The organism is Bacillus sp. 11B20 (assembly GCF_056098985.1).
Genome location: NZ_JBLZWZ010000007.1, coordinates 502,487 through 528,798, shown reverse-complemented (window position 1 = coordinate 528,798; position 26,312 = coordinate 502,487). Strand labels below are relative to the sequence as shown.

At 40.8% G+C, this 26,312-nt stretch carries 27 protein-coding genes; 8 read left to right on the top strand and 19 right to left on the bottom strand.

Going from position 1 to position 26,312, the window contains the following annotated elements:
- Window positions 1-28: 28 nt before the first annotated feature.
- The 5 genes from ACN6NB_RS06965 to glsA form a co-directional block, all read right to left on the bottom strand.
- The gene (locus ACN6NB_RS06965) at window positions 29-1,465 is read right to left on the bottom strand and encodes a cryptochrome/photolyase family protein (protein WP_257218364.1); all 1,437 of its coding nucleotides are present in this window, start codon (window positions 1,463-1,465) and stop codon (window positions 29-31) included.
- 100 nt (window positions 1,466-1,565) lie between these two features.
- Window positions 1,566-5,012 carry a pyruvate carboxylase gene (pyc, locus tag ACN6NB_RS06960; RefSeq protein WP_474253282.1) on the bottom strand — a complete coding sequence of 1,149 codons (3,447 nt, stop codon included), beginning with the start codon at window positions 5,010-5,012 and terminating at the stop codon, window positions 1,566-1,568.
- A 79-nt stretch (window positions 5,013-5,091) separates the two neighbouring features.
- Window positions 5,092-6,303 (bottom strand): putative lipid II flippase FtsW, encoded by a 1,212-nt coding sequence (gene ftsW / locus ACN6NB_RS06955; RefSeq protein WP_039178273.1) that lies wholly within the window; start codon window positions 6,301-6,303, stop codon window positions 5,092-5,094.
- A 209-nt stretch (window positions 6,304-6,512) separates the two neighbouring features.
- Entirely contained in the window at window positions 6,513-6,794 is a 282-nt protein-coding gene (locus ACN6NB_RS06950) for an Fpa/YlaN family protein (protein ID WP_003212509.1), read from the bottom strand.
- 122 nt (window positions 6,795-6,916) lie between these two features.
- Window positions 6,917-7,846 (bottom strand): glutaminase A, encoded by a 930-nt coding sequence (gene glsA / locus ACN6NB_RS06945; RefSeq protein WP_034281651.1) that lies wholly within the window; start codon window positions 7,844-7,846, stop codon window positions 6,917-6,919.
- Window positions 7,847-7,966: 120 nt separating this feature from the next.
- Between glsA and ACN6NB_RS06940 the strand changes: the two genes are divergently transcribed.
- Complete coding sequence (locus ACN6NB_RS06940; protein ID WP_039183087.1) at window positions 7,967-8,449, top strand: hypothetical protein; 483 nt, start codon at window positions 7,967-7,969, stop codon at window positions 8,447-8,449.
- Between the two features lie 15 nt (window positions 8,450-8,464).
- Here the strand turns inward: ACN6NB_RS06940 and ACN6NB_RS06935 are convergent, their stop codons facing one another.
- Window positions 8,465-9,787: a PhoH family protein gene (locus ACN6NB_RS06935; protein ID WP_039178271.1), complete on the bottom strand. Its 1,323-nt coding sequence runs from the start codon at window positions 9,785-9,787 to the stop codon at window positions 8,465-8,467.
- A gap of 140 nt (window positions 9,788-9,927) precedes the next feature.
- On the opposite strand from ACN6NB_RS06935, the gene ACN6NB_RS06930 reads away from it, so the two are divergent.
- Window positions 9,928-10,545, top strand: a complete 618-nt coding sequence (locus ACN6NB_RS06930; protein WP_474253281.1) for a YhcN/YlaJ family sporulation lipoprotein — start codon at window positions 9,928-9,930, stop codon at window positions 10,543-10,545.
- Between the two features lie 102 nt (window positions 10,546-10,647).
- On the top strand, window positions 10,648-10,878 hold the full coding sequence (locus ACN6NB_RS06925; RefSeq protein WP_024424769.1) for a YlaI family protein: 231 nt from the start codon (window positions 10,648-10,650) through the stop codon (window positions 10,876-10,878).
- Between the two features lie 30 nt (window positions 10,879-10,908).
- Here ACN6NB_RS06925 and ACN6NB_RS06920 read toward each other — a convergent pair whose 3' ends face one another.
- Together ACN6NB_RS06920 and typA are read right to left on the bottom strand one after the other, a co-directional pair.
- Window positions 10,909-11,190 (bottom strand): YlaH-like family protein, encoded by a 282-nt coding sequence (locus tag ACN6NB_RS06920; RefSeq protein WP_044334035.1) that lies wholly within the window; start codon window positions 11,188-11,190, stop codon window positions 10,909-10,911.
- A 96-nt stretch (window positions 11,191-11,286) separates the two neighbouring features.
- Window positions 11,287-13,125 (bottom strand): translational GTPase TypA, encoded by a 1,839-nt coding sequence (typA, locus tag ACN6NB_RS06915; RefSeq protein ID WP_024424768.1) that lies wholly within the window; start codon window positions 13,123-13,125, stop codon window positions 11,287-11,289.
- Window positions 13,126-13,238: 113 nt separating this feature from the next.
- Between typA and ACN6NB_RS06910 the strand changes: the two genes are divergently transcribed.
- Entirely contained in the window at window positions 13,239-13,418 is a 180-nt protein-coding gene (locus tag ACN6NB_RS06910; RefSeq protein WP_024426900.1) for a DUF5325 family protein, read from the top strand.
- A gap of 274 nt (window positions 13,419-13,692) precedes the next feature.
- Window positions 13,693-14,328, top strand: a complete 636-nt coding sequence (locus ACN6NB_RS06905) for a hypothetical protein (RefSeq protein ID WP_024424766.1) — start codon at window positions 13,693-13,695, stop codon at window positions 14,326-14,328.
- A gap of 42 nt (window positions 14,329-14,370) precedes the next feature.
- Here the strand turns inward: ACN6NB_RS06905 and ACN6NB_RS06900 are convergent, their stop codons facing one another.
- From ACN6NB_RS06900 to ACN6NB_RS06875, 6 genes are all read right to left on the bottom strand, one after another.
- Window positions 14,371-14,667, bottom strand: coding sequence for an anti-sigma factor family protein (locus ACN6NB_RS06900; RefSeq protein WP_047203711.1), 297 nt, complete (start codon window positions 14,665-14,667; stop codon window positions 14,371-14,373).
- Window positions 14,664-15,182: a sigma-70 family RNA polymerase sigma factor gene (locus ACN6NB_RS06895; RefSeq protein WP_039183084.1), complete on the bottom strand. Its 519-nt coding sequence runs from the start codon at window positions 15,180-15,182 to the stop codon at window positions 14,664-14,666. The genes ACN6NB_RS06900 and ACN6NB_RS06895 overlap by 4 nt, the downstream gene beginning before the upstream one ends.
- Window positions 15,182-15,445 carry a hypothetical protein gene (locus tag ACN6NB_RS06890; RefSeq protein WP_427369343.1) on the bottom strand — a complete coding sequence of 88 codons (264 nt, stop codon included), beginning with the start codon at window positions 15,443-15,445 and terminating at the stop codon, window positions 15,182-15,184. Before ACN6NB_RS06890 ends, ACN6NB_RS06895 begins: the two co-directional genes overlap by 1 nt.
- Complete coding sequence (locus tag ACN6NB_RS06885; protein WP_404527004.1) at window positions 15,435-17,360, bottom strand: hypothetical protein; 1,926 nt, start codon at window positions 17,358-17,360, stop codon at window positions 15,435-15,437. Before ACN6NB_RS06885 ends, ACN6NB_RS06890 begins: the two co-directional genes overlap by 11 nt.
- A 111-nt stretch (window positions 17,361-17,471) precedes the next feature.
- On the bottom strand, window positions 17,472-18,278 hold the full coding sequence (locus ACN6NB_RS06880; protein WP_039178252.1) for an inositol monophosphatase family protein: 807 nt from the start codon (window positions 18,276-18,278) through the stop codon (window positions 17,472-17,474).
- A gap of 133 nt (window positions 18,279-18,411) precedes the next feature.
- Window positions 18,412-18,600 (bottom strand): hypothetical protein, encoded by a 189-nt coding sequence (locus tag ACN6NB_RS06875; RefSeq protein ID WP_039178243.1) that lies wholly within the window; start codon window positions 18,598-18,600, stop codon window positions 18,412-18,414.
- 287 nt (window positions 18,601-18,887) lie between these two features.
- On the opposite strand from ACN6NB_RS06875, the gene ACN6NB_RS06870 reads away from it, so the two are divergent.
- The gene (locus tag ACN6NB_RS06870) at window positions 18,888-19,523 is read left to right on the top strand and encodes a DUF1054 domain-containing protein (RefSeq protein WP_064498401.1); all 636 of its coding nucleotides are present in this window, start codon (window positions 18,888-18,890) and stop codon (window positions 19,521-19,523) included.
- A 27-nt stretch (window positions 19,524-19,550) separates the two neighbouring features.
- Here the strand turns inward: ACN6NB_RS06870 and ACN6NB_RS06865 are convergent, their stop codons facing one another.
- Window positions 19,551-19,820, bottom strand: coding sequence for a UPF0223 family protein (locus tag ACN6NB_RS06865; RefSeq protein WP_039178240.1), 270 nt, complete (start codon window positions 19,818-19,820; stop codon window positions 19,551-19,553).
- Between the two features lie 190 nt (window positions 19,821-20,010).
- Between ACN6NB_RS06865 and ACN6NB_RS06860 the strand changes: the two genes are divergently transcribed.
- The gene (locus ACN6NB_RS06860; protein ID WP_106025214.1) at window positions 20,011-21,483 is read left to right on the top strand and encodes an aminotransferase class I/II-fold pyridoxal phosphate-dependent enzyme; all 1,473 of its coding nucleotides are present in this window, start codon (window positions 20,011-20,013) and stop codon (window positions 21,481-21,483) included.
- Window positions 21,484-21,527: 44 nt separating this feature from the next.
- Here ACN6NB_RS06860 and ACN6NB_RS06855 read toward each other — a convergent pair whose 3' ends face one another.
- A complete protein-coding gene (locus ACN6NB_RS06855; protein WP_003212464.1) occupies window positions 21,528-21,647 on the bottom strand; it encodes a GapA-binding peptide SR1P in 120 nt (39 codons plus the stop codon).
- 316 nt (window positions 21,648-21,963) lie between these two features.
- Between ACN6NB_RS06855 and ACN6NB_RS06850 the strand changes: the two genes are divergently transcribed.
- The gene (locus ACN6NB_RS06850) at window positions 21,964-22,344 is read left to right on the top strand and encodes a hypothetical protein (RefSeq protein WP_224929246.1); all 381 of its coding nucleotides are present in this window, start codon (window positions 21,964-21,966) and stop codon (window positions 22,342-22,344) included.
- 124 nt (window positions 22,345-22,468) lie between these two features.
- On the opposite strand, the gene lpdA is transcribed toward ACN6NB_RS06850, so the two are convergent.
- The 3 genes from lpdA to pdhB form a co-directional block, all read right to left on the bottom strand.
- The gene (gene lpdA / locus ACN6NB_RS06845) at window positions 22,469-23,881 is read right to left on the bottom strand and encodes a dihydrolipoyl dehydrogenase (RefSeq protein ID WP_039178233.1); all 1,413 of its coding nucleotides are present in this window, start codon (window positions 23,879-23,881) and stop codon (window positions 22,469-22,471) included.
- A gap of 4 nt (window positions 23,882-23,885) precedes the next feature.
- Complete coding sequence (locus tag ACN6NB_RS06840; RefSeq protein WP_059377016.1) at window positions 23,886-25,226, bottom strand: dihydrolipoamide acetyltransferase family protein; 1,341 nt, start codon at window positions 25,224-25,226, stop codon at window positions 23,886-23,888.
- Between the two features lie 107 nt (window positions 25,227-25,333).
- Entirely contained in the window at window positions 25,334-26,311 is a 978-nt protein-coding gene (gene pdhB, locus ACN6NB_RS06835) for a pyruvate dehydrogenase complex E1 component subunit beta (RefSeq protein ID WP_039178226.1), read from the bottom strand.
- Window position 26,312: the final 1 nt, after the last annotated feature.

Below are 26,312 nucleotides of genomic sequence, written 5' to 3'. Positions count from 1 at the left end.
CCCCTATCATGCCGAAAGGGGGATTTTTTTATTGTTGTTTTGCTTCTTCGAATAGCGAGATGGCTTTTTTGCGTCTTTCCCCGTGATCAACTGTTGGCAGCGGGTATGTATCCCCTAGTACACAGCTCGATTTCAGTTGTTCATCGATCGGCATTTTACTTGGTTCATGAATCCATTTTTCATCGACATGCTTAAGCTCTGGTACATATCTTCTAATATATTCCCCGCTCGGATCAAATCGCTTTGACTGAGTCGTTGGGTTAAAAATACGGAAGTATGGAACGGCATCTGTCCCAACAGAAGCTGCCCACTGAAATCCTCCGATATTCGAAGCCTCATCATAATCCACAAGCTTTTTTGCAAAATACGCTTCTCCCTTTCTCCAATCAATCAAATAGTCCTTTGTTAAAAATGAGGCGGTGACCATTCTTAAACGGTTATGCATCCAGCCTTCCTCATTTAACTGCCGCATCCCTGCATCGACGAGGGGAAAGCCTGTTTCACCTTTACACCATGCGTTAAACAGCGTCTCATCTTCATTCCATTTCATCCCTTGAAACGCCGAATTAATTTCTTTTTCTTTCATCTCTGGATAATGAGCATAAATCATATGGTAAAAATCTCGCCATGCTAGCTCTTTGATAAAGGTTTCTCTGCCCTCGTCTTCAAACAGCGCTTCCTCCTGAACCGCATGGAAGATCGTTCGGATTGAGATTGTCCCTGTTTTTAAGAAACGTGACAGCTTGCTCGTTCCAAAAACAGATGGAATATCTCGTTTTTCATGGTAACGTGTTAATCTTTTTTGGATAAAGTCATGCAGCGTGTTCATCGCTTTGTGTGAGCCGATTTGATCAAATTTCCTTGAGCATTTCTTGATCATGCTGCGTAGTTTGTCATTCCCTTCATGCGAAAGTGACTCATCACAAATCGTATGAGCGCTGCTGAGAAATGATTTGTCAACTTTTATCACAGGCTGCTTCTCTTGCTTTCGCCATGATTGATAGTATGGAGTAAACACTTGATAATGAGTGCCATCCGCTTTTAAAATATCTTGCGCCCCGTGAAGGTGTGTATCTTGCCATTTTGACACATGAATGCCCTTCTTTTCTAAAAAATCGGTTACGTGATGGTCACGCCTTTGTCCGATTCCCACTTGATCTTCATTAAAAAAAACAGCTTTGATGTCATACAGATCGATAACTTGCTGAAAGGCACGCAAGACATCTCCATAGAGAAGGTGAACATACATTTGAGATTCTCTTGCTTCCTTGACGAAATGCGCCACGTTTTGGAAAAAATGTTCGTTGTTTAAATCGAGGTCCATTTCAGTAAAGAATGGATCTAGATGATAAAGAGCAAATAATTTGTACTCGTGTTTTTTTGCATATGTGATCGCTTTTGATAAGGCGATATGATCATCTAATCGCATATCCCGGCGAAACCATATCACAACAGTTTTGTCCAACCTTCTTCACCTCACTCTATAGTGTAATCACTCTCACTTGCTGCTGCACATTTTAATGCGCTCAAAAAAAAGACACATCACGGTGGATGTGTCTCACTTCTTATTCAGGCTTTAATACAATGAGCAGATCACCGGTTTGAATCGGTTCTCCATTTGTCACATGTATTTCATCTACGACCGCAGAAAATGGGGCTTGTACAGTCGTTTCCATTTTCATGGCTTCGTTGATCATCAAATGCTCGCCTTGTGAAATTTTTTGTCCTTTTTCCACGAGTACTTTAATGACAGTGCCTGGCATCGACGCGGCGATGTGATTTGGATTCGAGCGGTCCGCCTTCATTTTTTCTTGAACGGAGGATTTGATGCTTTCATCCTTAATCACCACTTCACGTGGCTGGCCATTTAACTCAAAGTAAAGAACTCTTGTGGCATCTGGATTCGGTTCGCCAATTGATACGAGTTTGACAATAAGGGTTTTTCCTTTTTCGATTTCTACCTCAATCTCTTCTCCAAGTCTCATCCCGTAGAAGAACGTTGGTGTATCAAGAACAGAGATGTCACCATAGCTTTCTGCTGTTTGGACAAATTCAGAAAAGACTTTTGGATATAGGGCATACGCAATTGCGTCTTGCTCTGTTAACGTCAGGTCATGAGATTCTTTGAACTGCTTCTTAATGTCTTCAAAGTCCACTGGCTTCAGCTTCTCACCAGGTCTGACAGTAAGAGGCTCTTCCCCTTTTAAAATCAGCTTTTGCAGTTTTTCTGGGAATCCGCCATGCGGCTGGCCTAAATAGCCTTTAAATAATTCCACAACAGAATCCGGGAAGTCTAATGTTGCTCCTTTTTCATAGACATCTTCTTCTGTTAGATCATTTTGCACCATATAAAGTGCCATATCTCCAACTACTTTAGAGGATGGTGTTACCTTTACAATATCACCAAACATGTCATTCACACGTCTGTACATTTCCTTTACTTCATTCCAGCGTTCGCCAAGACCGACACCTTTCGCCTGCTGCTGCAAGTTACTATATTGACCGCCAGGCATTTCATGCTCATAAATTTCTGTATGAGGCGAATTCATGCCGCTTTCGAATTCATGATAGTATTTTCTGACGGAATCCCAGTATTGAGAAAGGCGTTCGACAGATTGGACGTTCATGTCTGGCTTTCTTTCATGTCCATCTAAAGCATAATAAAGTGAGCTTGCACTTGGCTGCGATGTGAGTCCTGCCATAGAGCTGACGGCAACATCCACAATATCAACACCTGCATCAATCGCTCTTGCATAGGTGAACAGTCCATTTCCACTCGTGTCATGCGTATGAAGATGGATAGGGATTGTAAGCTCATCTCTTAAAGCAGAGACTAGCTCATAGGCTGCCTGCGGTTTTAATAACCCCGCCATATCTTTAATACCTAAAATATGTGCGCCGGCAGATTCAAGCTCCTTCGCAAGAGATACATAGTACCTAAGATCATATTTTGGACGAGACGGATCAAGGATGTCCCCCGTATAACAAATGGCCGCCTCTGCCACTTTGCCTGATTCCCGAACAGAATCAATGGCAAGCGTCATGCCTTTGACCCAGTTTAAGCTATCGAAAATACGGAACACGTCAATGCCTGCCTCGGCAGATTCTTTTACAAATGCTTTGATCACATTATCCGGATAGTTTGTATATCCGACAGCGTTTGATGATCTTAATAGCATTTGGAACAGTGTGTTTGGCACTTCTTGACGAAGCTCTTTCAATCGTTCCCACGGATCTTCTTTTAAGAAACGGTACGCGACATCAAATGTAGCACCGCCCCACATTTCCATACTAAACAGCTCCGGCCATAAACCTGCTGTTGGCTGGGCAACTTTCTTTAAATCATGAGTTCTAAAGCGTGTCGCAAGCAAAGACTGATGCGCATCTCTAAAGGTTGTATCAGTTAAAAGGACGTTATTTTGTTCTTTCACCCAGTTGGCAAGTCCTTCAGGTCCATGCGTATCTAACAATTGTTTTGTCCCAGACGGGATCTCTTGATTGAGAGGAAGCTTCGGTACGTCTGGCTTGTCAAAATGAGGCTTCTTTTTCTCCGCAATACCAGGGAACCCATTAATGGTAACGTTACCAATATAAGTTAACATCTTCGTTCCGCGGTCTTTTTGCTTAGGGAAATTAAATAGCTCTGGCGTTGAGTCGATAAACGATGTATCGTATTCTCCTTTTAAGAATTTCTCATGCTTAGCTACGTTTTCAAGAAATGGGATGTTTGTTTTAATCCCGCGAATCCTGAATTCTTGTAAATTTCGGACCATTTTAGCAGCCGCTTGATCAAATGTGAGCGCCCATGTGGACAGCTTGACCAATAGTGAATCGTAATAAGGTGTAATGACCGCACCTTGGAAACTGTTCCCTGTATCAAGACGTACACCAAATCCCCCACCTGAACGGTAGGCCATAATTTTTCCTGTGTCTGGCATAAAGTCATTGAGCGGATCTTCTGTTGTGACCCTTGATTGAATGGCAAAGCCGTGTGTAAAGATATCTTCCTGCTTTGGAATACCAACTTCTTTGCTGTGAAGGTTATGCCCCTTTGCAACAAGAATTTGGGTTTGGACGATATCGACACCTGTGATCATTTCTGTGATCGTGTGTTCTACCTGCACCCTTGGATTAACTTCAATAAAGTAAAACTCTCCATTTGCAACAAGGAATTCTACAGTCCCAGCATTAATGTACGATACATTCTGGGCCAGCTTGACAGCTGCTTCGCAAATATCTTCACGCAATTGATCTGTTAGAGACACACTTGGCGCCACTTCAATGACCTTTTGATGCCGCCTTTGAACTGAGCAGTCACGCTCATATAAATGAATGATATTGCCGTGATTGTCACCAATCACCTGCACTTCAATATGTTTTGGATTCTCAATCAGCTTTTCAACGTATACTTCATCATTTCCAAAAGCAGCTTTTGCCTCTGACTTCGCACGGTCATAGGCTTCCTTCAGCTCTTCTTTTGATCTGACAATCCGCATACCCCGGCCGCCGCCGCCTAGTGAAGCTTTAATAATAAACGGGTAACCGTATTCTTCACCGAATTTTTCGACTTCTTCGACCGAATCAACTGGTCCGTCACTTCCTGGAATGACTGGAATACCAGCTTTTTTCGCTTCTTCTCTCGCCTTTACTTTATCTCCAAACATATCTAAATGCTGAGAAGTTGGACCGATAAATTGAATGCCTTCCTCTTCGCATCGTCTTGCAAAATGAATGTTTTCGGATAAAAATCCGTAGCCTGGATGAATCGCATCCACGTCATTTCGTTTTGCAATTTCGATGATCCCCTCGATATCAAGGTAGGCATCAATCGGTTTCTTTCCTTCTCCAACTAGATATGCTTCATCTGCTTTATAGCGATGATAAGAGCCAGAGTCTTCTTTGGAATAAATGGCCACTGTACGTAAGTTGAGCTCCGTACAGGCCCTGAAGACTCTGATAGCGATTTCCCCTCTGTTTGCAACTAGAACCTTTTGAATTGTTCTCTGTGACATTCTCACTCCTCCATATCCCTTAAAATTTTATATGTACTCTATAATAAAGGAAGAAATGAAAACTGTACACTTTTGTTTTCTAAAGATTCAAAGTTTTCTGCAATCCATTTTTTTCAACCGATGGTTTGCTCATTGATTTTTTCTTTTTGTAACGCTCTTTATATTCAGTAAACATGCTGATATTCAGCAGCATGCCCATACAGATGCTAAGTAAAATGATGGACGATCCCCCGTAGCTGATAAACGGAAGTGTCACCCCAGTGATTGGAATAAGACCTGAAACACCGCCTAAATTGATACAAGTTTGGATCGCAATCATGGAGGAAATTCCTATTGCAAGCAAACTTCCAAACGGATCTTCACACTTTCTCGCAATATAAAAACCTTTCACGACGATGAAACCAAGAAGAGCGATAACGAAAAACACGCCGAAAAAACCAAGCTCTTCTGAGATAATTGCCATGATAAAGTCTGTGTGCGGTTCTGGCAGATATCCGTACTTTTGAACGCTTTCTCCTAGACCGAGTCCAAAAAAGCCGCCTGATCCAATGGCATAATATGAATTAATCAATTGATGCCCAGTAGCCCCTGCATCTTTAAATGGATCTTGGAAACTCTCAAAACGTCCGAGACGATTTTGCGTGAAAATTTTATCCCAAAAAAGAATAATAAATGGGGTCACGACGACCATTACTGCACTAAATAGCGCGAGCAGCTTCGCTAGCGTTTTGCCGCTAAAACCTGAGCATAAAATCATCGCAAGGGCAATCATGCCAATGATAAAGGCTGTCCCATAGTCTGGCTGCAAAATGATAAATCCGCACAGGATAGAGACAATCACGATCGGAGGCGTAACACCTCTTAAAATATGATCAATATAATGCTGCTTTTTGGCATACACCGCAGCAAGATAGATGATGACGACAATCTTCACAAATTCAGCTGGCTGAAGACTAAAAGGTCCTAATTTGATCCAGCTTCTTGCGTTCCCTGCAATATGACCGCCAAAATATACATAGATGAGGGAAAAAACTGAAAGCAGCAGCATACCAATCTGGAATTTCTTATTTGAAAACAGCTGATATGGAACTAATGCTGTAAAGATCAAGATGGCTGCTCCAACAATCATAAATAAGAGCTGTTTCTTAAAAAAGTTATCTGGCGCGGCATCGTATCTGATAACAGATGTAATCATACTTGAGCTATACACCATAACCAAACCGAATGCGCTGATTAAGATAATGGCGAACAATAATGAGTAGTCATACGATTTTAGCATTCTCTTTAACATATAATCCTCTTCCTAACGTCTGTTTCTACTGCTTGATATCTTCTTAGCTGTTCTTATTCTACTACATTTTCTCCGTTTGATCCCGTTTTACCTCTTTTATATTGTTCGTCATTCATGAAAGAATCAAGTCCGTTTGCCGTCAATCCATCAAAAGAAAATAGAGGACAAAAAAACTCAAACTTAGTTATGGAAGTTTGAGTTTTCAATCATTATTTTTTTGTGAACGCATCATGAAGTGCGGAAAGCTCTCTCTCAAGTTTATCGAGCAGTTTCTTGCCTTCATGTTGATCAACTAATCCAAGCCGGACAGCGAAATCAATTTCTCTCGATAATCCGAACATTTGAGTATCTAAAACCTCTTCATAAAGAGGACATTGCGGCATCGTTAAGTTGTCCATTTGCACTTGGATCAATTTTAAAATTTTATCTGCATCCAATTTTAATAAAGCCAGTGCTTTTTGCCGATGATCGACTAAAATTTCTGACGCCAAAAGTATCCCTCCGTTCCCCAGGCGAGTACCTAATTCTTCTATTTATCATAAAGCGAAACGCCCAAAATTGCAAGCAGATTTGTACAGTTCGCTTTGTAAAAATAAAAAGAAGACATTCATCATTAAAAGATACTCATCTCATATTTTTCACTCATGAGCTCAAGCAGCTTAATCCCAGCAATACTATTCCCTTTTTCATCCAGTGCAGGACCAAAAATTCCGATCCCAAAATCATATGGAGCCGCTCCCATAATCCCGCCTGAAACACCGCTTTTAGCGGGTATGCCGATATTAATGGCAAACTCCCCGCTTGCATTGTACATGCCGCACGTCACCATAAAGGTTTTACAAATTCTAGCGACATCTTTTGAAAGAATTTGCTGCCCCGTCTCTGGATGTCTGCCATCTAATGAAAAAACACAAGCAATTTTCGCCAAATCTAAGCTGTTCATCATGATGGCACATTGTTTCGTATACACGTCCATGACCTCTTCTACGTTCCCTCTAATAATATGATATTGCTTCATATAATAGCACATAGCCCGGTTAATCATAGATGTCTCGAATTCGGATGCGGCTGTTTCCTTGCAATATGTAATGCTTTTATCATTTGCAAGCTCTCTAATAAAGCCAAGCAGGCGGTTTAGCTGATCTTGCGGTGTCGCACCTCTTATTAAGCTTGTGACTGCAAGCGCTCCTGCATTAATCATTGGATTCAGCGGCTTATTCGGACTTGCTGTTTCCAGCTTAATCATTGAATTAAACGGGTCACCTGTAGGCTCTTGGCCAACAAATTGAAAAACTTTTTTTGGCCCTTCTTCTGAGAGTACGAGCGCAAGGGCTAATACTTTTGAAATACTTTGCAGAGTAAAGCGTTTATCTACATCTCCTGCCGAGTGGCAAGTATTACTCACATGATACACAGCCACAGATAAATCCGTCTGATCCGCTTTGGCGAGAGCGGGAATATAGGATGCTACTTTGCCATCTTTGGCCACTTTTTTTGCTTCTTCTACAAATCGCTGAAGCTCTTCATTGTCGCGACATGCCATGCCCAATATCCTCCCTATCTTTCATGTAAGATTAGTGTGTACAAGGAGATGCATGTTTATGAAAGTGACAAAGCAGGCGAAAACTTCTATAATTTATGGTGGAAAGGGGTTGTCTTGAACATGAGCATCATTCAAATTAAGGGGAACGTAAAGTACAAGATCACCATTGATCCAAGTGTATGGATTTTTGATGACCGCAAATTTTTAATGGATTCATTTTTTGAAAAAAGTGCAGCAAATGAAGAAAGTCAGCTGGATCAGGAGCTTGACCAAGAGCGGGTGATCAGAGAAGGACAAACACTTCCACCCACTTTAAAAACAGAGAAGAAGTACGAAAAGGAAAGACTCGTCACAGGCAGCTTCGGAATGAAGCTGGGTGATATGCTGAAAAATGCAGAACCGCTTGAACATGCAGATACATGCGAATTTGTCACAGAAACAGGAACAATTTCTGTTCCGCTTTCTCAGGCAATGGAAAGCATTGCACACTTCAGCCAAAATGGGAAGCCTATAACTGAAGAAGGACCAATCCACGTTTATTTCGCGGATCAGTCCAACCTCACTCAGCCGATAAAAGGTGTCAAAGAGCTCATCATTACATAAGACAGAGGGTCTGGACTACAGCAAATCAGCTGCAAGCTGTGCAAGTCCAGACCTTTCTCCTTTGACAAGCTTGACATGTCCAGATATTTGCTGTCCTTTGAACCGCTCAATGACATACGTAAGCCCATTATTTAAGCTGTCTAAATAAGGATGATCGATCTGCTCTGGGTCCCCCATAAGCACAATTTTACTTCCCTCTCCGACTCGCGTTAATAATGTTTTCACCTCGTGTTTCGTTAAATTCTGCGCCTCATCAATGATAATAAATTGATCAGGGATACTTCTTCCGCGTATATACGTTAAAGCTTCCACTTGAATCGAACCAATGCCCGCCAAAATCGCATCAAGTTCACCAGGTTTTTTTGTATTAAATAAAAATTCTAGATTGTCATAGATCGGCTGCATCCATGGTCTGAGTTTCTCTTCCTTTTCACCTGGCAAGTAGCCTAAGTCCTTGCCGACAGGAACAATTGAACGGGCGACGATCAGTTTTTTAAACATCCCGAGGTCCTCTGTCTGCATTAATCCGGCAGCCAGCGCAAGGAGTGTTTTACCAGTTCCCGCTTTTCCGATCAATGTCACGAGGGGAATATCACGGCGCAATAGCAGCTCTAGTGCCATCGTCTGCTGAACATTTTTCGGACGAATTCCCCAAACATGCTCTTGATCATAAATGAGCCGTTTCACATTCTCTGCTTTTTGATCAAGCATTCCTAAAGCAGAACCGCCTTCATTCCCCTTCATAATGACAAACTGATGAGGGTTTAATGGTACACTCGTGACTTCTTTTATCGGCAATTGGCTTTGTTTATAAAATGTATTCAATTGCTCCGTCGGAATATAGAGCTCATGATAGCCGTTATCAATGTCTTCGTTTTGCAGCACACGGTCACTTAAGAAGTCTTCAGCTTGGAGGCCTATAGCATCTGCCTTTACCCGGACTAAAACATCTTTACTGACCAAAATAACTGGCCGGCCGTGAGGCTTTGTTTCTTCCTCTAAGCTCAAATTTTTCGCGACAGCCAAAATCCGATTATCGTTCGTTTTTTCAATAAAAATTTCTTGAAGTTCATGGAAAGAGCGATGATTCAGCTCGATGCGCAGCGTTCCTTTTGACTCTAGCGTAATTTTTTCATGCAGTTTCCCTTTCGATCTCAAACCGTCGATTAAACGTGAGACGCGCCGAGCGTTTTGCCCAACCTCGTCCATGTATCTCTTTTTCGAGTCTACTTCTTCTAACACAACGGCCGGAATGACGACCTCGTTGTCTTCAAATGAAAAGATTGAATTCGGATCCTGTAATAACACATTTGTGTCTAATACATAAATTTTACTCAGGTCCTTCGCCTCCTGATCGGGGTTTCATTCATCCTTGTCTTTCCCAAAACGATTGTTAAAATATATGTTTTCATGAATAAAGTTAGAAGGTTAATTCAACAATAAAATAAATCATGCAGTTTGTGAAGGAGGGAATTTAGATGCGACTATTTTTAACATTATTCATGATTCAAACGATCATTCTGTTAGGCGCTTGCCAGCAGCAGGAAAAGCCAGAGGCGCTGAACAAGCAAGATGGACGCCAACACTTAGTACGGGTATCAGACTCATCGAAGAAAAAGACAAATCAAGCCCGCCCATCCACAGATGTTGCGCAGCATCTTGTCAATGTGACAGAGCACGTAGCAGATGTCAATGATGCAACAGCAATCGTCATCGGCCGCTATGCTGTTGTTGGTATTGATGTAAAAGATGATTTAGATAGAAGCAAAGTAGAAACCATTAAATATTCAGTTGCAAAAGCGCTGAGAAATGACCCGGAAGGTGCAAATGCTGTTGTGGTTGCTGATCCGGATACAGTCAGCCGTTTAAAAGAAATGGGCAAAGAAATTAAAGCAGGCCGTCCTGTAAGCGGTATTATGGATGAACTAGCTGCTATTGTCGGCCGCGTGATGCCAGAGATGCCGAAAAATGAGATCGACCGTAACGAAAAGGATCCGACAAATGATCCGAATAATCAGCTCAAAGAACAAGATCAAAAACAGTTAGAAAAAAAGCAAAACGACCAATCAAACCATCATATGAATCAGAAGAAATAATGAGAACGGCTTATATCTCCTGTGATATAAGCCTTTTTCTACGCTGATTTTAAGTGGCTGGAAAACATGCTATAATAAATGCATTAAAGTGAGGTGAAAATGATGAGAGTGAAGTGCTCATTATGTGAAAAGCTTGAAACCATTGATGATGATACACTCGTTGCGAAACGGTTAAGAAACCGGCCAATTCATACATATATGTGCGATGACTGCCAAGAACGCATTAAAATAAAGACAGAAGCTCGCATCAAAACCGGCAGATTCTCTCTTTATCAGGATCCTGCGACAAAAGAGAAAAAGAAGAAAAAAGGAAAGAAAGAACAAAAGACATAAAAAAGACCTGACACATGTTCAGGTCTTTTTTTACGTATTGACTGTTCCTTCTTTTTTCGCACGATGCAGCCGTATTTTATAAATAATCAAAATGGCAGCTGCCACAACAAGGCCTTCCGCTACTGGCAGGAAGATTCCTAGAAATGTGAGAAACGTGCAGCCAAAAATCAAAAACAAATAAATCACGAGCGCTTTTAAAATCGGTAAACGTCTTGCAAAGCCGAGCTTAAAAACAATAATCGCTAAAACAAGGATGGTGCCATATAGGAGCCACATCCCTGTTTGCGGATTTTCATCGACACGAAACAGCATCGCGAAAAAGGATAGATTTTCACTTACTTCCTGATCATTCAAAAAGATTCCCTCCCCTTATCTTTCAGGGTTCTATCTTTTTAATTCTTCATGGAATTAAGATAATCCTGCTAGCTTTTTCTTCTTCGCTGCTTTCTCACGTTCGTTTTTGTCTAAAATTTTCTTTCTAAGACGAATGGATTCAGGTGTAACCTCACAGTATTCGTCTTCATTCAAGTACTCAAGAGATTCCTCAAGTGACATAATACGAGGTTTTTTCATGCTAACCGTTTGATCTTTCGTCGCTGAACGTACGTTTGTTTGTTGTTTCATACGGCTTACGTTTACAACAAGGTCGTTCTCACGGTTATGCTCCCCAACAATCATGCCTTGGTATACTTCAGTACCTGGCTCAACGAAGATCACACCGCGCTCTTCAACACCTTGGATTCCGTAAGCAGTCGCTTTACCTGTTTCCATTGAAACAAGTACACCTTGACGGCGTCCGCCGACTTGACCAGACTGCATTGGCTGGTAGCTGTCAAACGTATGGTTCAAAATACCAAAACCACGAGTTAATGAAAGAAATTCAGTTGTGTATCCAATTAAACCACGTGATGGCACTGTAAAGATCAGGCGAACTTGACCGTTACCATTGTTGATCATGTCAATCATTTCACCTTTTCTTGCACCCATTGATTCCATAACAGAGCCAGTATGCTCTTCTGGTACATCAATTTGAACGCGCTCTACAGGCTCACATCGAACACCATCAACTTCTTTTACAATAACTTCTGGCTTCGATACTTGTAATTCAAATCCTTCACGTCTCATATTCTCAATGAGAATGGATAAGTGAAGCTCTCCGCGTCCAGAAACAACCCAAGCATCAGGTGAATCAGTTGGATCCACACGAAGACTGACGTCTGTTTGAAGCTGCTGCTCTAAACGCTCTTCGATTTTACGTGATGTCACGTATTTTCCTTCACGGCCTGCAAATGGGCTGTTGTTTACAACAAACGTCATTTGAAGTGTCGGCTCATCAATACGAAGGATTGGAAGTGCCTCTTGGTGTTCTACCGGACAAACCGTTTCACCTACGTTGATGTCTTCCATTCCAGATACAGCGACAAGATCTCCCGCTTTCGCTTCGTTGATTTCCACTCGTTTTAACCCTTGGAAACCAAAGATCTTTGTTACACGGAATTGTTTCACAGTGCCGTCGACTTTCATCAAGGCTACCTGCTGTCCTACTTGCATTGTTCCTCTGAATACACGGCCAATTCCAATTCTGCCAACATAATCATTGTAATCAAGTAGCGCCACTTGGAATTGAAGCGGCTCTTCATGGTTATCAACCGGACAAGGAATATGGTTCACAATAGCTTCAAACAAAGATTCCATGTTTTCATCTTGTTTGCTCGCATCGTTACTTGCTGTACCATTGATTGCTGATGCATAGACAACTGGGAACTCAAGCTGTTCTTCTGTTGCATCCAATTCAATGAACAAGTCAATCACTTCATCGACTACTTCAGCCGGACGAGCAAAGTCGCGGTCAATTTTATTGACGACAACGATTGGTGTTAAGTTTTGCTCAAGTGCTTTTTTCAGCACAAAGCGTGTTTGAGGCATACAGCCTTCATAAGCATCCACAACAAGGAGTACACCATCTACCATTTTCATGATACGCTCAACTTCACCACCGAAATCGGCGTGTCCTGGTGTATCTAAAATATTAATGCGTGTATCTTTATAATTTATCGCAGTATTTTTAGCTAAAATTGTAATACCGCGCTCTCGCTCTAAATCATTTGAATCCATGGCTCTCTCAGCGATATTTTCATTCGCACGGAAAGTACCAGCTTGATGGAGCAATTGGTCAACAAGCGTCGTTTTACCATGGTCAACGTGGGCAATAATTGCGATGTTGCGAAGGTCTTTTCGAAGTTTCACATTTTCATCTCCTAAAATAATTAGATAACTTTCATATTATATCACAATCCCCTTTAAATGCCGATCGTTTTTCTGTAAACTTATATTAACTCTAAAAAAAGGGATGGGGACATATGAAACAAATCAAATGGCTTCTATTATTATGTGCATTACTTGCAGTTGTCAGTATGGCGTTTATTGGGGTAACTCTTGCAGAAAAAAACATACTGGGTATATGTCTAAGCATTGTATTCGCCATGATTTTCATGGGTACAGGATTTACATTAAAAAGAAAATTAAACGTGCAATCATAAAATTAGGTAAAAGCCTTTTACATTCTACATGTAGAAGGCTTTTTATTTTGAGTAAAAACAAGACAATTCACCTATGAAAGCTTGCGTCACATACAAAAACATCTATTGAGAATTGACAAAAGTAAGCAATCTGAACCTCTCCAAAATTCGACAAGAACTTTTATAGTTCTCCAAAATCAAACAGAAAGTTACAATTTTCCTATTCTTCCACAAAGTTTCTCATGGTATGCTGTTATTGCAACAAAATTTAACAGAAAAGGGAGAGAAAAGAAGCATGAAGAAGTTTTTGAGCAAATCGCTCAGCTCTGTTGTATTTTTCGCTTTAGCTATCATTCTTACTTTCACAACAGTAGCTCCTGGGCAAGCAAGCGCTGCAACTTTCAAAGGCATTCCTTTTGAACAGCAGCAAATCATTAAAGAATTATTGGAGAAAAACGAGCGTGTCATCAACATTCTCATCAATTCATTTGTTGAGGAAGACAACAACTACACATTTGATGTGAAAAAAGCTGTTGAGCTCGGACTAACTGAAGAAGAAGCGGCGACTGCTGAGAAATTCTTAGATCGCGCAGCTGTTCTTACAATCGTTTTCAGTGAAAGCATCACTAAAAACGAAAAAGGGAAATTGGTTTTTGATGCAGCAAAAGCTGTTGAACTTGGTCTTACAAAAGAAGAAGCGGCTAAATTCGAAAAGCTTTTCAAATCAGTGATCAGAATTGCTGATCTTGCTGGTGATGCCCTTGTTCTAGACAAAAAAGGAAACGTTGTGATTGATTCAAAAATCGCAAAAGGTCTTGGATTCAGCTCTACTGAATTACTTGTTTTCAACCAAATGCTTAAGAAAATTCCTCAAGAGCAATTAAAAACGTTTTATGATGCAGTTCAAATTGCGAAAGAAAAATTAAGCTAAGCTCAGAAAAACCCCCACCTGGTTTATCCAGATGGGGGTTTTTTATTTCAGCCAATAAAGAATGATCATCATGGCGTATCCTATACCAAATGCGATACTTGCTCGATATAACAGCTTGCCATAGTAGCGCTTTTCAAATTTTCTTCTTTCTTCCTTTTCATCTATATATGGCATGAGATCAGGAGTTTGTATAAGGGTTATTGGCTCTTTCATTTCGTGATAAAGGTGTTGGCAGCTCTCGCAGGATTGTAAGTGCTCTGCAACAATTTTATTTGTTTCTGCACTTGTGTCCCCCTCTATATAAAGTGGTAACAATTCTTCAATCAAATAACAGCTCATTTATTGAACTCCTCACAATGTAGCATTCGCTTCAGCTCTAATCTGGCTCGATGAAGGGTTGTTTTGACTTTAGATAAAGTCCAATTCAAAATTTCAGCTACTTCTTCATATGACAATTCTTGAATATCTCTTAAAATGAGGACCTCCCGGTAGGAATCCTTCAGCTGATAAATATGATGCCACAGCCTTTCGATGTCAGCTTGTTTTTCAATGTGATCTTCTGGTGTCGTGAACGACTGCTGCTCTAAGAAATCCATTTCCTCTACGTTCGTAAAAGTCCATTTTACTTTTCGGCGATAATCATTCACAAATGTGTGATACGCAATGGTATAAAGCCATGTTTTCATACTTGAATGTCCCTTAAAGGAGGACAACCCATGCAGTGCCTTCATAAATACGTCCTGTGCAAGGTCCTTGGCTGTTTCCATATTTCCCGTCCGGCGATATAAATATTTAGTGATTTCCTGAAAATATTCTTGATAGATTTTTTCAATTTGCTCTGCTGGTCTGGACATCAAAAATAAAACCACACAGTCATCCAAATCGATAAAACGATAAAAAAGAAGTATAACGAGTAAATAAACCCTTTCATGCGTTTTAACTCGTCATAGTCCTTCTGACCTTCCATCGGCGCTGAGGGCTGCTTTTCACCCGTGACCGCATGCTGAAATTGCTGTTCGTGTGCCTTCATCCAGCTAGCTGCCTTGTCTCCCAGATCCCCTTCTTGATACAGTTCATATAAGTCTTGAAAGATGGCTTGTTTTTCTTTATCTGTCAAAACGATGCACCTCTTTTGTTCGTCCATTCACTTCATAGATTTTATGCTCATTTGATCCGAAGGTTTGTATGATGACAAGCCATGAAATGTCGATGTTCCCTTCTTTGTCGATCATTCTCACAGGTTTTATTTGCTTTTTATAGATCGTATATGGTTTATACCTTTTAAGTACTTGCTGATAGACGTCCTCACGATCTTGATTAGATACTGCGTGCGGGATAGAAGAAGCAACTTGCACTCTCAACTCAATTCCATCATCCCCTTTAAACAGATTGACGACATGAGAGGAGCGTTTAAATGTATATTGTTTACTTTCACTAGTGCCTATTTCTTTCCTTACGTCTTTTGGTGTTTTCCCTATGATCTTTAACAAATCTTCATCGCTGACGTTCCCTTTTTTCTGTTGAAGAAACGCTTTTGACAACTTGAAGCTGATAACTTCTTTTGATGAGCCATTAAACAGAAACTCCGATTGATCTTTTGTTGTGACCCTCACTTCATGCTGCCAATCAAAATAAAATTCATCAATGCCTGTGATTTGATAAGCTGGCGGCTTGAGGTTTAAATGTTTATAAATACTGTTGATCCTGTTTTTTATCTCCGTTTCTGTTAAATGGATTCCGTCAATATCCTTTAATTGAAAGATGGCGTTTACGTATTGCGCTTGTCGAAGCGTCCCTTTTTCCCAGGTGGCAGACGCTAAACTGTCCTCTTCATTCTGAGACATTTTTGGCAGAAGAAGAACGTTCGTCTCTCCATCCTCTTTTTGTACAGTCAATTGAATGCGATTGAGATCTATTGATCTTCCGCTTCTTTCGAAAAATTCAATGGTCTTTTGCCTATATTCTTTATCGGTCAGTTCCTTTCCCTCTACACGACCTCGATAAGAATATTCGCTTAATTCACCTGTAAACGGAGAAATATTCACTTCATACTGATCATCTGCAAACACGTAATGATAAGGGATAGGCTGATGACTAGCATTTAAATACAGCGATTGATTCTCCGGTACAAACTTTGAAGCGAATGCTTTTGCACTTGCTGCTGATAAAGGGCGATATTCTTCCGAGAAAGTATCTACCAATTCCGTTTTGGTGAATTGGAACATGGTATGAGGGATATTAATAATCGGATTGAGTAATAGCAGAAAAAAGACAGCTATACAACCAGCGCCCCACTGCCTTAATCTCACTTTGTCCCGCAGTAAAGCAGATAACAAATAAATCGTCATAAAGCTTCCTGCTGCTGCCGCTAAAATGACAATCGATTTAAATGTAGATTGAAGTTCATACTTCGAAATAGAAGGATAAAATATATAAAGCAAGGCTGCAAAAATCAAACCATAGAATAAAAGCAATTCCTTCCACTTCCAGTGCCAAAACAAGCGAAAGAAAAGGTGCAGCACCAAAGCGGCAAAGCCAGCCATAAGCAAAATAGTAATCAGATCTCTCCATACTAGATCCATATCACCACTAAGAAAGAACTTTTTGCTTTCAGCAAACACAATAAACACGGTTTGACATAAAGGCAGAAGTAACACAGATAAATCAAAAGCAAAAAACATACCTTTATTTTTTAAATAAGGAAGAGAAATGACATAGTAAAGTGATGCGAGCAAAACATACCCATAAATGAGAAATTGCATGAAATCTGTCAGCACTTCAAATGTTTCGATCGTATACTGTCTAGCTAGGACTTGGTGGATCATTTCAACTGTCATTCCGCCAAGCAGAACAACTCTTAATACGATTCCACCATAAAATACATAACCACTCTTCTTTTCTTTCCATAGCGGAAGTGTCATGAAAAGAACAAATAGTCCAAGTACACACCATTGAATGATGCGGATACTATACTCATTTAAAATAAAATACCTTTCAAAATGGAGCGATAAATCACTAAACAAATCAAACATTGATACACAATCCTTTACATAAAATTAAGGCCTCATTCGTATAGACATTCGCCTTACCAAAAAGTTTCAGGAAAAACAAAAAATCACTTCATTCTCATGAAGTGATTCTGTTTATTTTTTATTTCCGCTTCCTTTTATGTAATCATGCAAGATTTTTTCACAAATGGATCGATTTCCGGCGACTATGCTGTTTTTATCTAGGAACGTAAGACGTTCTCCGTGAATATTTGAGTAAACAGCCCCTACTTCATCAAGCAGTACGCAGCCCGCTGCATAATCCCATGGCGCAAGCCTTAACGTGACATATGCGTCACTTCTGCCGCTTGCAATATAAGCAAGCTCAAGGGCAGCGGATCCAATCGTTCGTGTCCCTCTCACATCACGCACAAGACGGGCAAATGGTTTGGCGTCAAAATAAGGGCTTTCGATCGCCCATGTCGGATTAATCCCCACAATGGCTTTTTCAATTTCCACATCTTTTAATCGAGGGAGCAGGGTATCGTTCATATAAGCTCCTTCTCCTTTGATGGCATGGTAGAGCTCGTCATGAATAACGTCATAAATAAGACCGATTTTCCCAACACCATTTTCAAATATCCCGATTGAAATGGCAAAGTTGCGTTTTTGATGGACAAAGTTCATTGTGCCATCGATCGGATCAATAATCCACACAATCCCATCGAGTGAGGTCACCTCTTCCCCTTGTCCCTCTTCTCCTAAAATGTGATGGTCTGAAAATGTCGACTGTATTTTTTCAATAAAAAAACGCTCTGTTTCTTTATCGATATTCGTGACAAGATCATTTGGATTTGATTTTGTTTCAATTGATAGACCTTCCTGCATGGACGCTTTAATACGGCTCCCTGCTTCTTTTACCCAGAGCTTTGCAAGACGGTCAATTTCCACCCAGTTTGTCATCAGATTGTAAACCTCTTTTCTATGTAGGACCTATTTGTAATAGCATACTGATATTATGTACGTAAAAGCAAGAAAAAAGCAGCTTCATACAAAAACGAACCGATGAATTGGTTCGTTTTTACCTCACGCTGTTTTACCCTTGAAGCTGCTCCCATTCTTTTCTTAGGCGCTCAAGCTTTCGTTTGCTGCGTTCGATTTGGATGTCATCTTTATGCTCGATGGCTTCATGAAGCGTAGAAAGCTCATAATCAACCTCTAATCTCCACACAGCGATGCGATTCTTCTTCTCCTGCCTATACCCCTGCTTCACGATTTGCTTCATTGGTCAACGCCCCTTCCAGAGAATGATTCATTCCTTGTCAGTTTTCATTGATAAAAAATTCAATCGATAAGAGAAATGGTTCTTGCTTATATCGTATGAAGCGATCGCATAACCGCAACGACATTCTGAAAATTGTGTCTTTACCTATTTGTTATGTACCACAAAATTGATGATTTTAAACGCTGCACCACGACCTTCATAAACTTTGATCTGACGGTGCATCTTTTTTTGAGCTTGACCCAAGCTATGATAAAATATGATCAGCGAAAAGATACAGGAGGCATAACATGAGTGAAATGCGTTTTAGAGATGAAGATTTTGAAACATTCACAGTTGATGGTTTAGATGAACGAATGACTGTATTAAAAGAAAGAGTCCGTCCAAAGCTTGAGGCAATTGGCGAACATTTTGCACCACTTCTTTCTTCTATTACAGGAGACGAAATGTTTGTACACGTTGCAAAGCATGCTAGAAGATCTGTCAACCCACCAAATGATACGTGGGTTGCTTTTGCAAACAGTAAGCGCGGATATAAAAAACTTCCTCATTTTCAAATCGGGCTTTGGAAAACACATGTCTTTGTCTGGTTTGCACTCATTTATGAATCTCCAGTAAAAGGTGAGTATGGCCAGCTATTTGAAAAAGAACTAGACACCATCCAGCAGAAAATACCGCAAGATTTTGTTTGGTCTAAAGATCATATGAAACCAGATGTCATGCGTCACAGCGAACTAGATTCAGAACAGCTGAAAACGCTGTTTGAACGTGTTCAAACAGTCAAGAAAGCCGAGCTTCTTTGCGGCATTCAGCTACCGAGAGAAGAAGTCGTGCAAATGAATAATGAAGAATTCCTCTCGAAAATTGAAAATGCCTTCCGCACGCTGACGTATCTATACCGTTTTACACAGAAAGAATCTGTATGAAAAAACGAGCCCTTTGAGGCTCGTTTTTTACATGCGTATAATAGCAGTCTCTTCTGCCTCTCTTGCGGTTTTTACTGCATGATAAGGGGAATACCCGCTTCCCTTTTCAAACGCCGCACAATGCGTTTTTTCCTCTGCTTTTGATGGCACAACCTCTTTAAATCGTTTATATGCGTCTAATAACTCCTGCTTCGCAATTCCTTTTTCGTAGGCTTTTTCAACAGCCTGAAAAAATGAAATGACCGCAATCTTTTCCTCTGTCGTCCAGTCGACATCCATTGGATATTGATATTCCATTTACTTGTCCCTCACTTTAATACTCATTTCTGATTTGAACTTTTATTATAGCATCTGTTTGTTAAGAAACCGATTGATTTTATGCTTTACATTCCGATCAGTTCATAATATAATTCTTTTGTTTTATGCAATGAAATCTGCTGTAATTGGCACAATAATAGCAGGTATTTCGATGAAGGTGGGAAAGCAATTGTCACAACATGATACACCCTTATACACTGGACTAAAAAAACACGCAGCAACCAATCCAGTCCAATTTCACATTCCAGGCCATAAAAAAGGAGCCGGAATGGATCCTGAATTTAGAGCATTCATTGGCGACAATGCATTAAGCATTGACCTCATTAATATAGAACCTCTCGATGATTTACATTCACCTCGAGGGATGATAAAAGAAGCACAGGAGCTTGCTGCTGAAGCCTTCGGTGCTGATCATACGTTTTTCTCTATTCAAGGAACAAGCGGCGCCATCATGACAATGGTGATGACGGTATGCGGACCTGGAGATAAAATTATCGTTCCTCGTAACGTTCATAAATCAATTATGTCCGCGATTGTATTTTCTGGCGCCATTCCTGTTTTTATTCACCCAGAAATAGACAAAGAGCTTGGCATCTCTCACGGTATTACACCTGAATCAGCCAAAAAGGCGCTCACTAAGCATCCAGATGCGAAAGGTTTACTTGTCATTAATCCAACGTATTTTGGTATTTCAGCAGACTTAAAATCAATCGTAGACATTGCCCATTCATTTGATGTGCCTGTCCTTGTCGATGAAGCACACGGTGTGCATATCCATTTTCATGATGAGCTTCCCCTCTCTGCGATGCAGGCAGGTGCCGACATGGCAGCAACAAGTGTCCATAAACTTGGCGGCTCTCTTACGCAGAGCTCTATTTTAAATATGAAGGAAGGGCTTGTTTCAAAAGACCGCGTGCAATCGATTTTGAGTATGCTGACGACAACATCCACTTCTTATTTGCTCTTAGCGTCACTTGATGTCGCTCGAAAACGATTAGCCACTGAAGGAAAGGCACTTGCTGACGAAGCCATTCGTTTGGCTGAATCAGCGAGAGACCGCTTGAATCAAATTGACGGTATTAGCTGCATCGGCAAGGAAATACTCGGTTCAGCTTCTACTTACGATTATGACCCAACGAAATTAATTATCTCCATTAAAGACCTTGGGTTAAACGGACATGATGTCGAAAAATGGCTGAGAGAAAGCTATCGAATTGAAGTAGAGCTCTCTGACCTTTACAATATCTTATGTATCGTAACCCCTGGTGATTCAGATGAGACAATTGATACGCTCGTGACGGCGATGCAGGAAATTGCCGCAGCGTCTACTCGTGACGGCGGCAAACAAGCGGTAACAGAGGTACTGCTGCCTGATATCCCATCGCTTGCTATGACGCCGCGTGACGCCTTTTATGCCACAACTGAAGTCGTTCCTTTTAAGGAAGCAGTCGGCCGCATCACCGCAGAGTTTGTGATGGTATATCCGCCAGGTATTCCAATTTTTATACCAGGTGAAATTATCACAGAAGAAAATATATCGTATATCTTTAAAAATATTGAAATTGGCCTCCCTGTCCAAGGACCTGAAGATTCAACGCTTGAAATGATCCGTGTGATTAAGGAACAAAAACCAATTTTATAAAAAAGAAACATGCAGCCCCAAATGGAGCTGCATGCTTTTTTTATTTATTCAGAGGCTTCATCACAGCAATGACAGTGACCGCACGTTCCGTATAGCGTTGTCACTTTTTCATTTTCAAATTGATCAATGGTTTCATTGCAATCTTGACAAATAATTGTACCCACGTACATTCCCCTTTTCTTCATTCATAGTTTGAAAGCGTTTGATCTATTTCTTATCTCTATAATATGATGTCACATTTAAGTTGTCAACGGTTAATTGTATGACACATTTAATCATTTTTTATAAATATGTGCTTTTTTCTCATCATATTGAGGGAACGTTTCAATTGTATTTTGCTTCATATCAATTCTGTAACAATTGAGTAACAATCGAAAATTGTCAAAAGGGACATGATACACTAGAGTGACTAACAGGGAACAAGCTCCTAAAAATGTTGGGACAACCCCAAATGATTTTGAGGTGAATAGATTGAATTTTATGAGGACACTTCTCATTATATTCCCCATGCTCTTTGTACTTAGTTCATGCTCATTTGCGTATATCATACCGACTCAGACCGACCAAGTCAGTCATATTCAAAAACCGAGAATTCTCTTTTTTACTGATGCAGAAAACCTTGATAAAGAAAGCCCTTATTATGATGCAGTCCTCGATTTAAAGAATGAATACCCTAAGGAAATGTCAAAAATGATTGTGAAAGAAGATCGTAAAGGCTGGAAAAATGAAGTTGATGAACTGCCGGCTATTTTACTTGTCAATGATGAAAAAGTCATCGTGAAGGTTGAAGGAAATGTTCGCAGTAAACAGGAGATCTTATCGCCCTTATGCCATGCTTTAGACCGCGTCAATACAAACTAATGATATTTTCCTTGCACTTATATATAACCATATGAAAAAACCCCTCACCTCATGAGGGGTTTTTCATATGGTGTTCAGGGCGCAAAAAAACCCTCTCCATCAAGGAGAGGGTTTCATAGGTTCATTATTTTACGATGTGGATTGGGCTTCCAATTGCTACTTCAGCCGTTTCCATTGTAATTTCACCTAATGTTGGGTGAGCATGAATTGTCATAGCGATGTCTTCAGCAGTCACTCCAGCTTCGATTGCAAGGCTAAGCTCTGAAATCATATCAGAAGCGCCAACACCTGCGATTTGAGCACCGATAACTAGACCATCCTCTTTACGAGTGATCATTTTCATGAAGCCATCAGTTGCATCAAGAGAAAGTGCACGTCCGTTCGCTGCGAATGGGAATTTCGCTGCAACGATTTCGATTCCTTCTGCTTTTGCTTCTGCTTCAGTGTATCCAACAGTTGCAAGTTCTGGCTCAGAGAATACAACAGCAGGAATACCAAGGTAATCAATTTCAGCTGGCTCTCCAGCGATTGCTTCAGCTGCAATTTTACCTTCGTAAGAAGCTTTGTGTGCAAGTGGTGGTCCATCAACGATGTCACCAATTGCATAGATGTTAGATACGCTTGTACGGCATTGTTTGTCTGTTTTGACAACTCCGCGGTCAGTCAATTCAACACCAACTTGCTCAAGACCAAGCTCATCAGTGTTTGGACGACGACCAACAGTCACAAGTACGTAATCAGCATCAACTGTTTTTTCTTCACCTTTTACTTCGAATGTAACAGTGACACCATCAGATTTTTCTTCAACGCCTTTTGCAAGAGCGTTTGTATGGATTTCAACGTTTCCTTTTTTCTTCAGGTTACGTTTAACCAATGAGCTCATTTGCTTTTCGAAACCTGGAAGGATTTCGTCTCCACCTTCAAGGATCACAACTTCTGTTCCAAAGTTTGCATAAGCAGTACCAAGCTCAGTACCGATGTATCCACCACCGATAACAACTAACTTTTTAGGTACTTCTTTAAGCGCTAAAGCACCAGTTGAGTTGATCACGCGGTCTGTGTATTTAAAAGTAGGCAATTCGATTGGACGAGATCCAGTAGCAAGAATTGCATTTTTGAAAGTGTAAGTCTGTGCTGAATTTTCATCCATTACACGTACAGAGTTGCTGTCTACGAAATAAGCTTCACCTTTAACGATGTCTACTTTATTTCCTTTAAGAAGACCTTGAACTCCACCTGTTAATTTGTTTACAACAGAAGCTTTCCACTCTTGAACTTTTGTGAAATCAACTGTTACGTTTTCAGCTTTGATACCCATGTCTTCAGAATGCTTAGCATTTTCGAAACGATGGCCAGCATTGATTAATGCTTTTGAAGGAATACAACCAACGTTTAGACATACACCGCCAAGTGTTCCTTTTTCAACGATTGTTACTTTTTGTCCAAGCTGTGCAGCACGAATAGCAGCTACATATCCACCAGGACCTGCACCGATGACAAGAGTATCTGTTTCGATTGGGAAATCTCCTACTACCATGACATTACGCCTCCATTAAAATTAATTGTGGATCATTCAATAAACGCTTGATGTGGTTAAGGGCATTTTGCGCAGTAGCTCCGTCAATCATACGGTGGTCAAAGCTTAGGGAAAGAGCTAAGACTGGAGCTGCAACGATTTCGCCATCACGAACAACCGCTTTCTCAGCGATACGGCCAATACCAAGGATCGCTACTTCTGGGTGGTTGATGACTGGAGTAAACCATTGTCCACCAGCAGAACCGATGTTTGTGATTGTGCAAGATGCACCTTTCATTTCAGCTGGAGCCAATTTACCATCACGTGCTTTTGTTGCAAGCTCGTTGATTTCGTTAGACACTTCGAAAATTGCTTTGCGATCTGCATTTTTCACAACTGGAACGAGCAAGCCTTTTTCAGTATCAGCTGCAATTCCGATGTTGTAGTAATGCTTTTGAACAACTTCATCCGTTTTATCATCGATAGAAGTGTTAAGTACTGGGTACTTTTTCAAAGCAGAAGTTAGAGCTTTTACAACGTAAGGCAAGTAAGTTAACTTGATTCCTTGATCAGCTGCAACTTGTTTGAATTGTTTACGATGAGCAACAAGGTTTGTTACATCAACTTCATCCATTAATGTTACGTGAGGAGCTGTATGCTTAGAGTTCACCATTGCTTTCGCGATTGCTTTGCGGATTCCGCTCATTTTCTCGCGAGTTTCTGGGAATTCTCCTTCAAGAACTGGAGCTGCTGCCGCTTTAGGAGCTGCTTCTTCTTTCACACTTTCAGCTGCTTGAGGTGCTGCTGCTGGAGCTGCAGAACCACCATTAACGAAGCTGTCGATATCTTCTTTTAACACACGTCCGTTTTTACCAGAACCTGCAACTTTGTAAATTTCAACGCCTTTTTCGCGAGCATATTTACGTACAGATGGCATAGCGATCACGCGTTTGTTTGGATCAGCATCTACTTGCTCTTGTGCGCCTGCACCAGTTGCTGCTGCCGCTTCTTCTTGTGCTACTTCTTTCTTCTCTGGCTCGTTACCAGCTTCAGCAGTACCTTGTACTTGAGCTTCAGTTTTTGCTTCGCCTTCTTCTTCGCTGCCTTTAAATTGAAGATTTTCGTAACCAGGTGCATCAAACGTAATGATTGTTTGTCCTACAGTTGCAACTGTTCCCTCTTCAACTTTTAATTCTAATACTTTTCCTTTAACAGGTGAAGGAATTTCTACAACTGCTTTATCATTTTGTACCTCTGCTAAAACGTCATCTTCATTGATTTCGTCGTTTGGTTTAACAAACCACTTAACGATCTCACCTTCGTGGATACCTTCTCCGATGTCCGGAAGTTTAAATTCAAATGCCACTGTTTTTCGCCTCCTAGATTTTGTTGAACCCTTGTTGTGTATGTTTACACGGTCATGTAATTGATAAAGGGGAAGAGAAATAAATTCTGTTCCCCTCTGTCATTTAATTAAAATTCAAGAACTTTTTTCGCTGTTTCAAGTACATCTTTATGGTTTGGAAGCCATACGCTCTCAGCTTGAGAGAAAGCAAATACAGTATCAGGTGCAGCTACACGAAGTACTGGTGCTTCCAGGCTAAGGATCGCTCTGTCATTGATTTCAGCTACTACGTTTGCAGCAATACCAGCTTGTTTTTGTGCTTCTTGAACAACGATCGCACGTCCTGTTTTTTCAACAGAAGCGATGATTGTTTCAATATCAAGCGGGCTTACTGTGCGAAGGTCGATAACTTCAGCAGAAACGCCTTCTTTTTCTAGCTCTTCAGCAGCTTTTAGTGATTCGTGAACCATTGCACCGTAAGTGATGATTGAAAGGTCAGTACCTTCACGTTTCACGTCAGCTTTACCGATTTCAATTGTGTACTCTTCTTCAGGAACTTCCTGACGGAAAGAACGATAAAGTTTCATATGCTCAAGGAACACTACAGGATCGTTGTCACGAATTGCAGAAATTAAAAGTCCTTTTGCATCATAAGGTGTTGAAGGAATGACAACCTTGATACCAGGCTGTTGTGCGATAAGACCTTCTAAGCTGTCAGCGTGAAGCTCAGGTGTGTGAACTCCCCCACCGAATGGAGAACGGATTGTCACTGGAGAATGCCAGCGTCCGCCAGAACGGTAACGCATACGAGCCATTTGTCCAGAAACAGAATCTAATACTTCGTAAACGAATCCGAAGAATTGAATTTCCATTACTGGGCGGAATTCTTGTAGTCCAAGGCCAATTGCAAGACCGCCAATACCAGATTCAGCAAGTGGAGTATCGAATACACGATCCTCACCAAACTCTTTTTGCAATCCTTCAGTCGCACGGAATACGCCGCCGTTTTTACCAACGTCTTCTCCGAAAACGAGAACGTTTTCGTCATTTTTCAGTTCTGTGCGTAACGCATCAGTGATCGCTTGAATCATTGTCATTTGCGCCATG

Excerpts from the sequence above, each read along its gene's own strand:
- ACN6NB_RS06885 (WP_404527004.1), bottom strand. The coding sequence starts at position 17,360 with ATGTTTGATTTGTTTAGTGATTTATCGCTCCATTTTGAAAGGTATTTT.
- ACN6NB_RS06875 (WP_039178243.1), bottom strand. The coding sequence starts at position 18,600 with ATGAAGCAAATCGTGAAGCAGGGGTATAGGCAGGAGAAGAAGAATCGC.
- ACN6NB_RS06865 (WP_039178240.1), bottom strand. The coding sequence starts at position 19,820 with ATGGAATATCAATATCCAATGGATGTCGACTGGACGACAGAGGAAAAG.
- ACN6NB_RS06930 (WP_474253281.1), top strand. The coding sequence starts at position 9,928 with ATGCGACTATTTTTAACATTATTCATGATTCAAACGATCATTCTGTTA.
- pdhB (WP_039178226.1), bottom strand. The coding sequence starts at position 26,311 with ATGGCGCAAATGACAATGATTCAAGCGATCACTGATGCGTTACGCACA.
- ACN6NB_RS06870 (WP_064498401.1), top strand. The coding sequence starts at position 18,888 with ATGAGTGAAATGCGTTTTAGAGATGAAGATTTTGAAACATTCACAGTT.
- glsA (WP_034281651.1), bottom strand. The coding sequence starts at position 7,846 with ATGGCATGTCGCGACAATGAAGAGCTTCAGCGATTTGTAGAAGAAGCA.
- ACN6NB_RS06910 (WP_024426900.1), top strand. The coding sequence starts at position 13,239 with ATGAAACAAATCAAATGGCTTCTATTATTATGTGCATTACTTGCAGTT.
- ACN6NB_RS06880 (WP_039178252.1), bottom strand. The coding sequence starts at position 18,278 with ATGACAAACTGGGTGGAAATTGACCGTCTTGCAAAGCTCTGGGTAAAA.
- ACN6NB_RS06900 (WP_047203711.1), bottom strand. The coding sequence starts at position 14,667 with ATGAGCTGTTATTTGATTGAAGAATTGTTACCACTTTATATAGAGGGG.
- ACN6NB_RS06905 (WP_024424766.1), top strand. The coding sequence starts at position 13,693 with ATGAAGAAGTTTTTGAGCAAATCGCTCAGCTCTGTTGTATTTTTCGCT.
- ACN6NB_RS06940 (WP_039183087.1), top strand. The coding sequence starts at position 7,967 with ATGAGCATCATTCAAATTAAGGGGAACGTAAAGTACAAGATCACCATT.
- pyc (WP_474253282.1), bottom strand. The coding sequence starts at position 5,012 with ATGTCACAGAGAACAATTCAAAAGGTTCTAGTTGCAAACAGAGGGGAA.
- ACN6NB_RS06850 (WP_224929246.1), top strand. The coding sequence starts at position 21,964 with ATGAGGACACTTCTCATTATATTCCCCATGCTCTTTGTACTTAGTTCA.
- ftsW (WP_039178273.1), bottom strand. The coding sequence starts at position 6,303 with ATGTTAAAGAGAATGCTAAAATCGTATGACTACTCATTATTGTTCGCC.
- ACN6NB_RS06920 (WP_044334035.1), bottom strand. The coding sequence starts at position 11,190 with ATGCTGTTTCGTGTCGATGAAAATCCGCAAACAGGGATGTGGCTCCTA.
- ACN6NB_RS06925 (WP_024424769.1), top strand. The coding sequence starts at position 10,648 with ATGAGAGTGAAGTGCTCATTATGTGAAAAGCTTGAAACCATTGATGAT.
- lpdA (WP_039178233.1), bottom strand. The coding sequence starts at position 23,881 with ATGGTAGTAGGAGATTTCCCAATCGAAACAGATACTCTTGTCATCGGT.
- ACN6NB_RS06895 (WP_039183084.1), bottom strand. The coding sequence starts at position 15,182 with ATGTCCAGACCAGCAGAGCAAATTGAAAAAATCTATCAAGAATATTTT.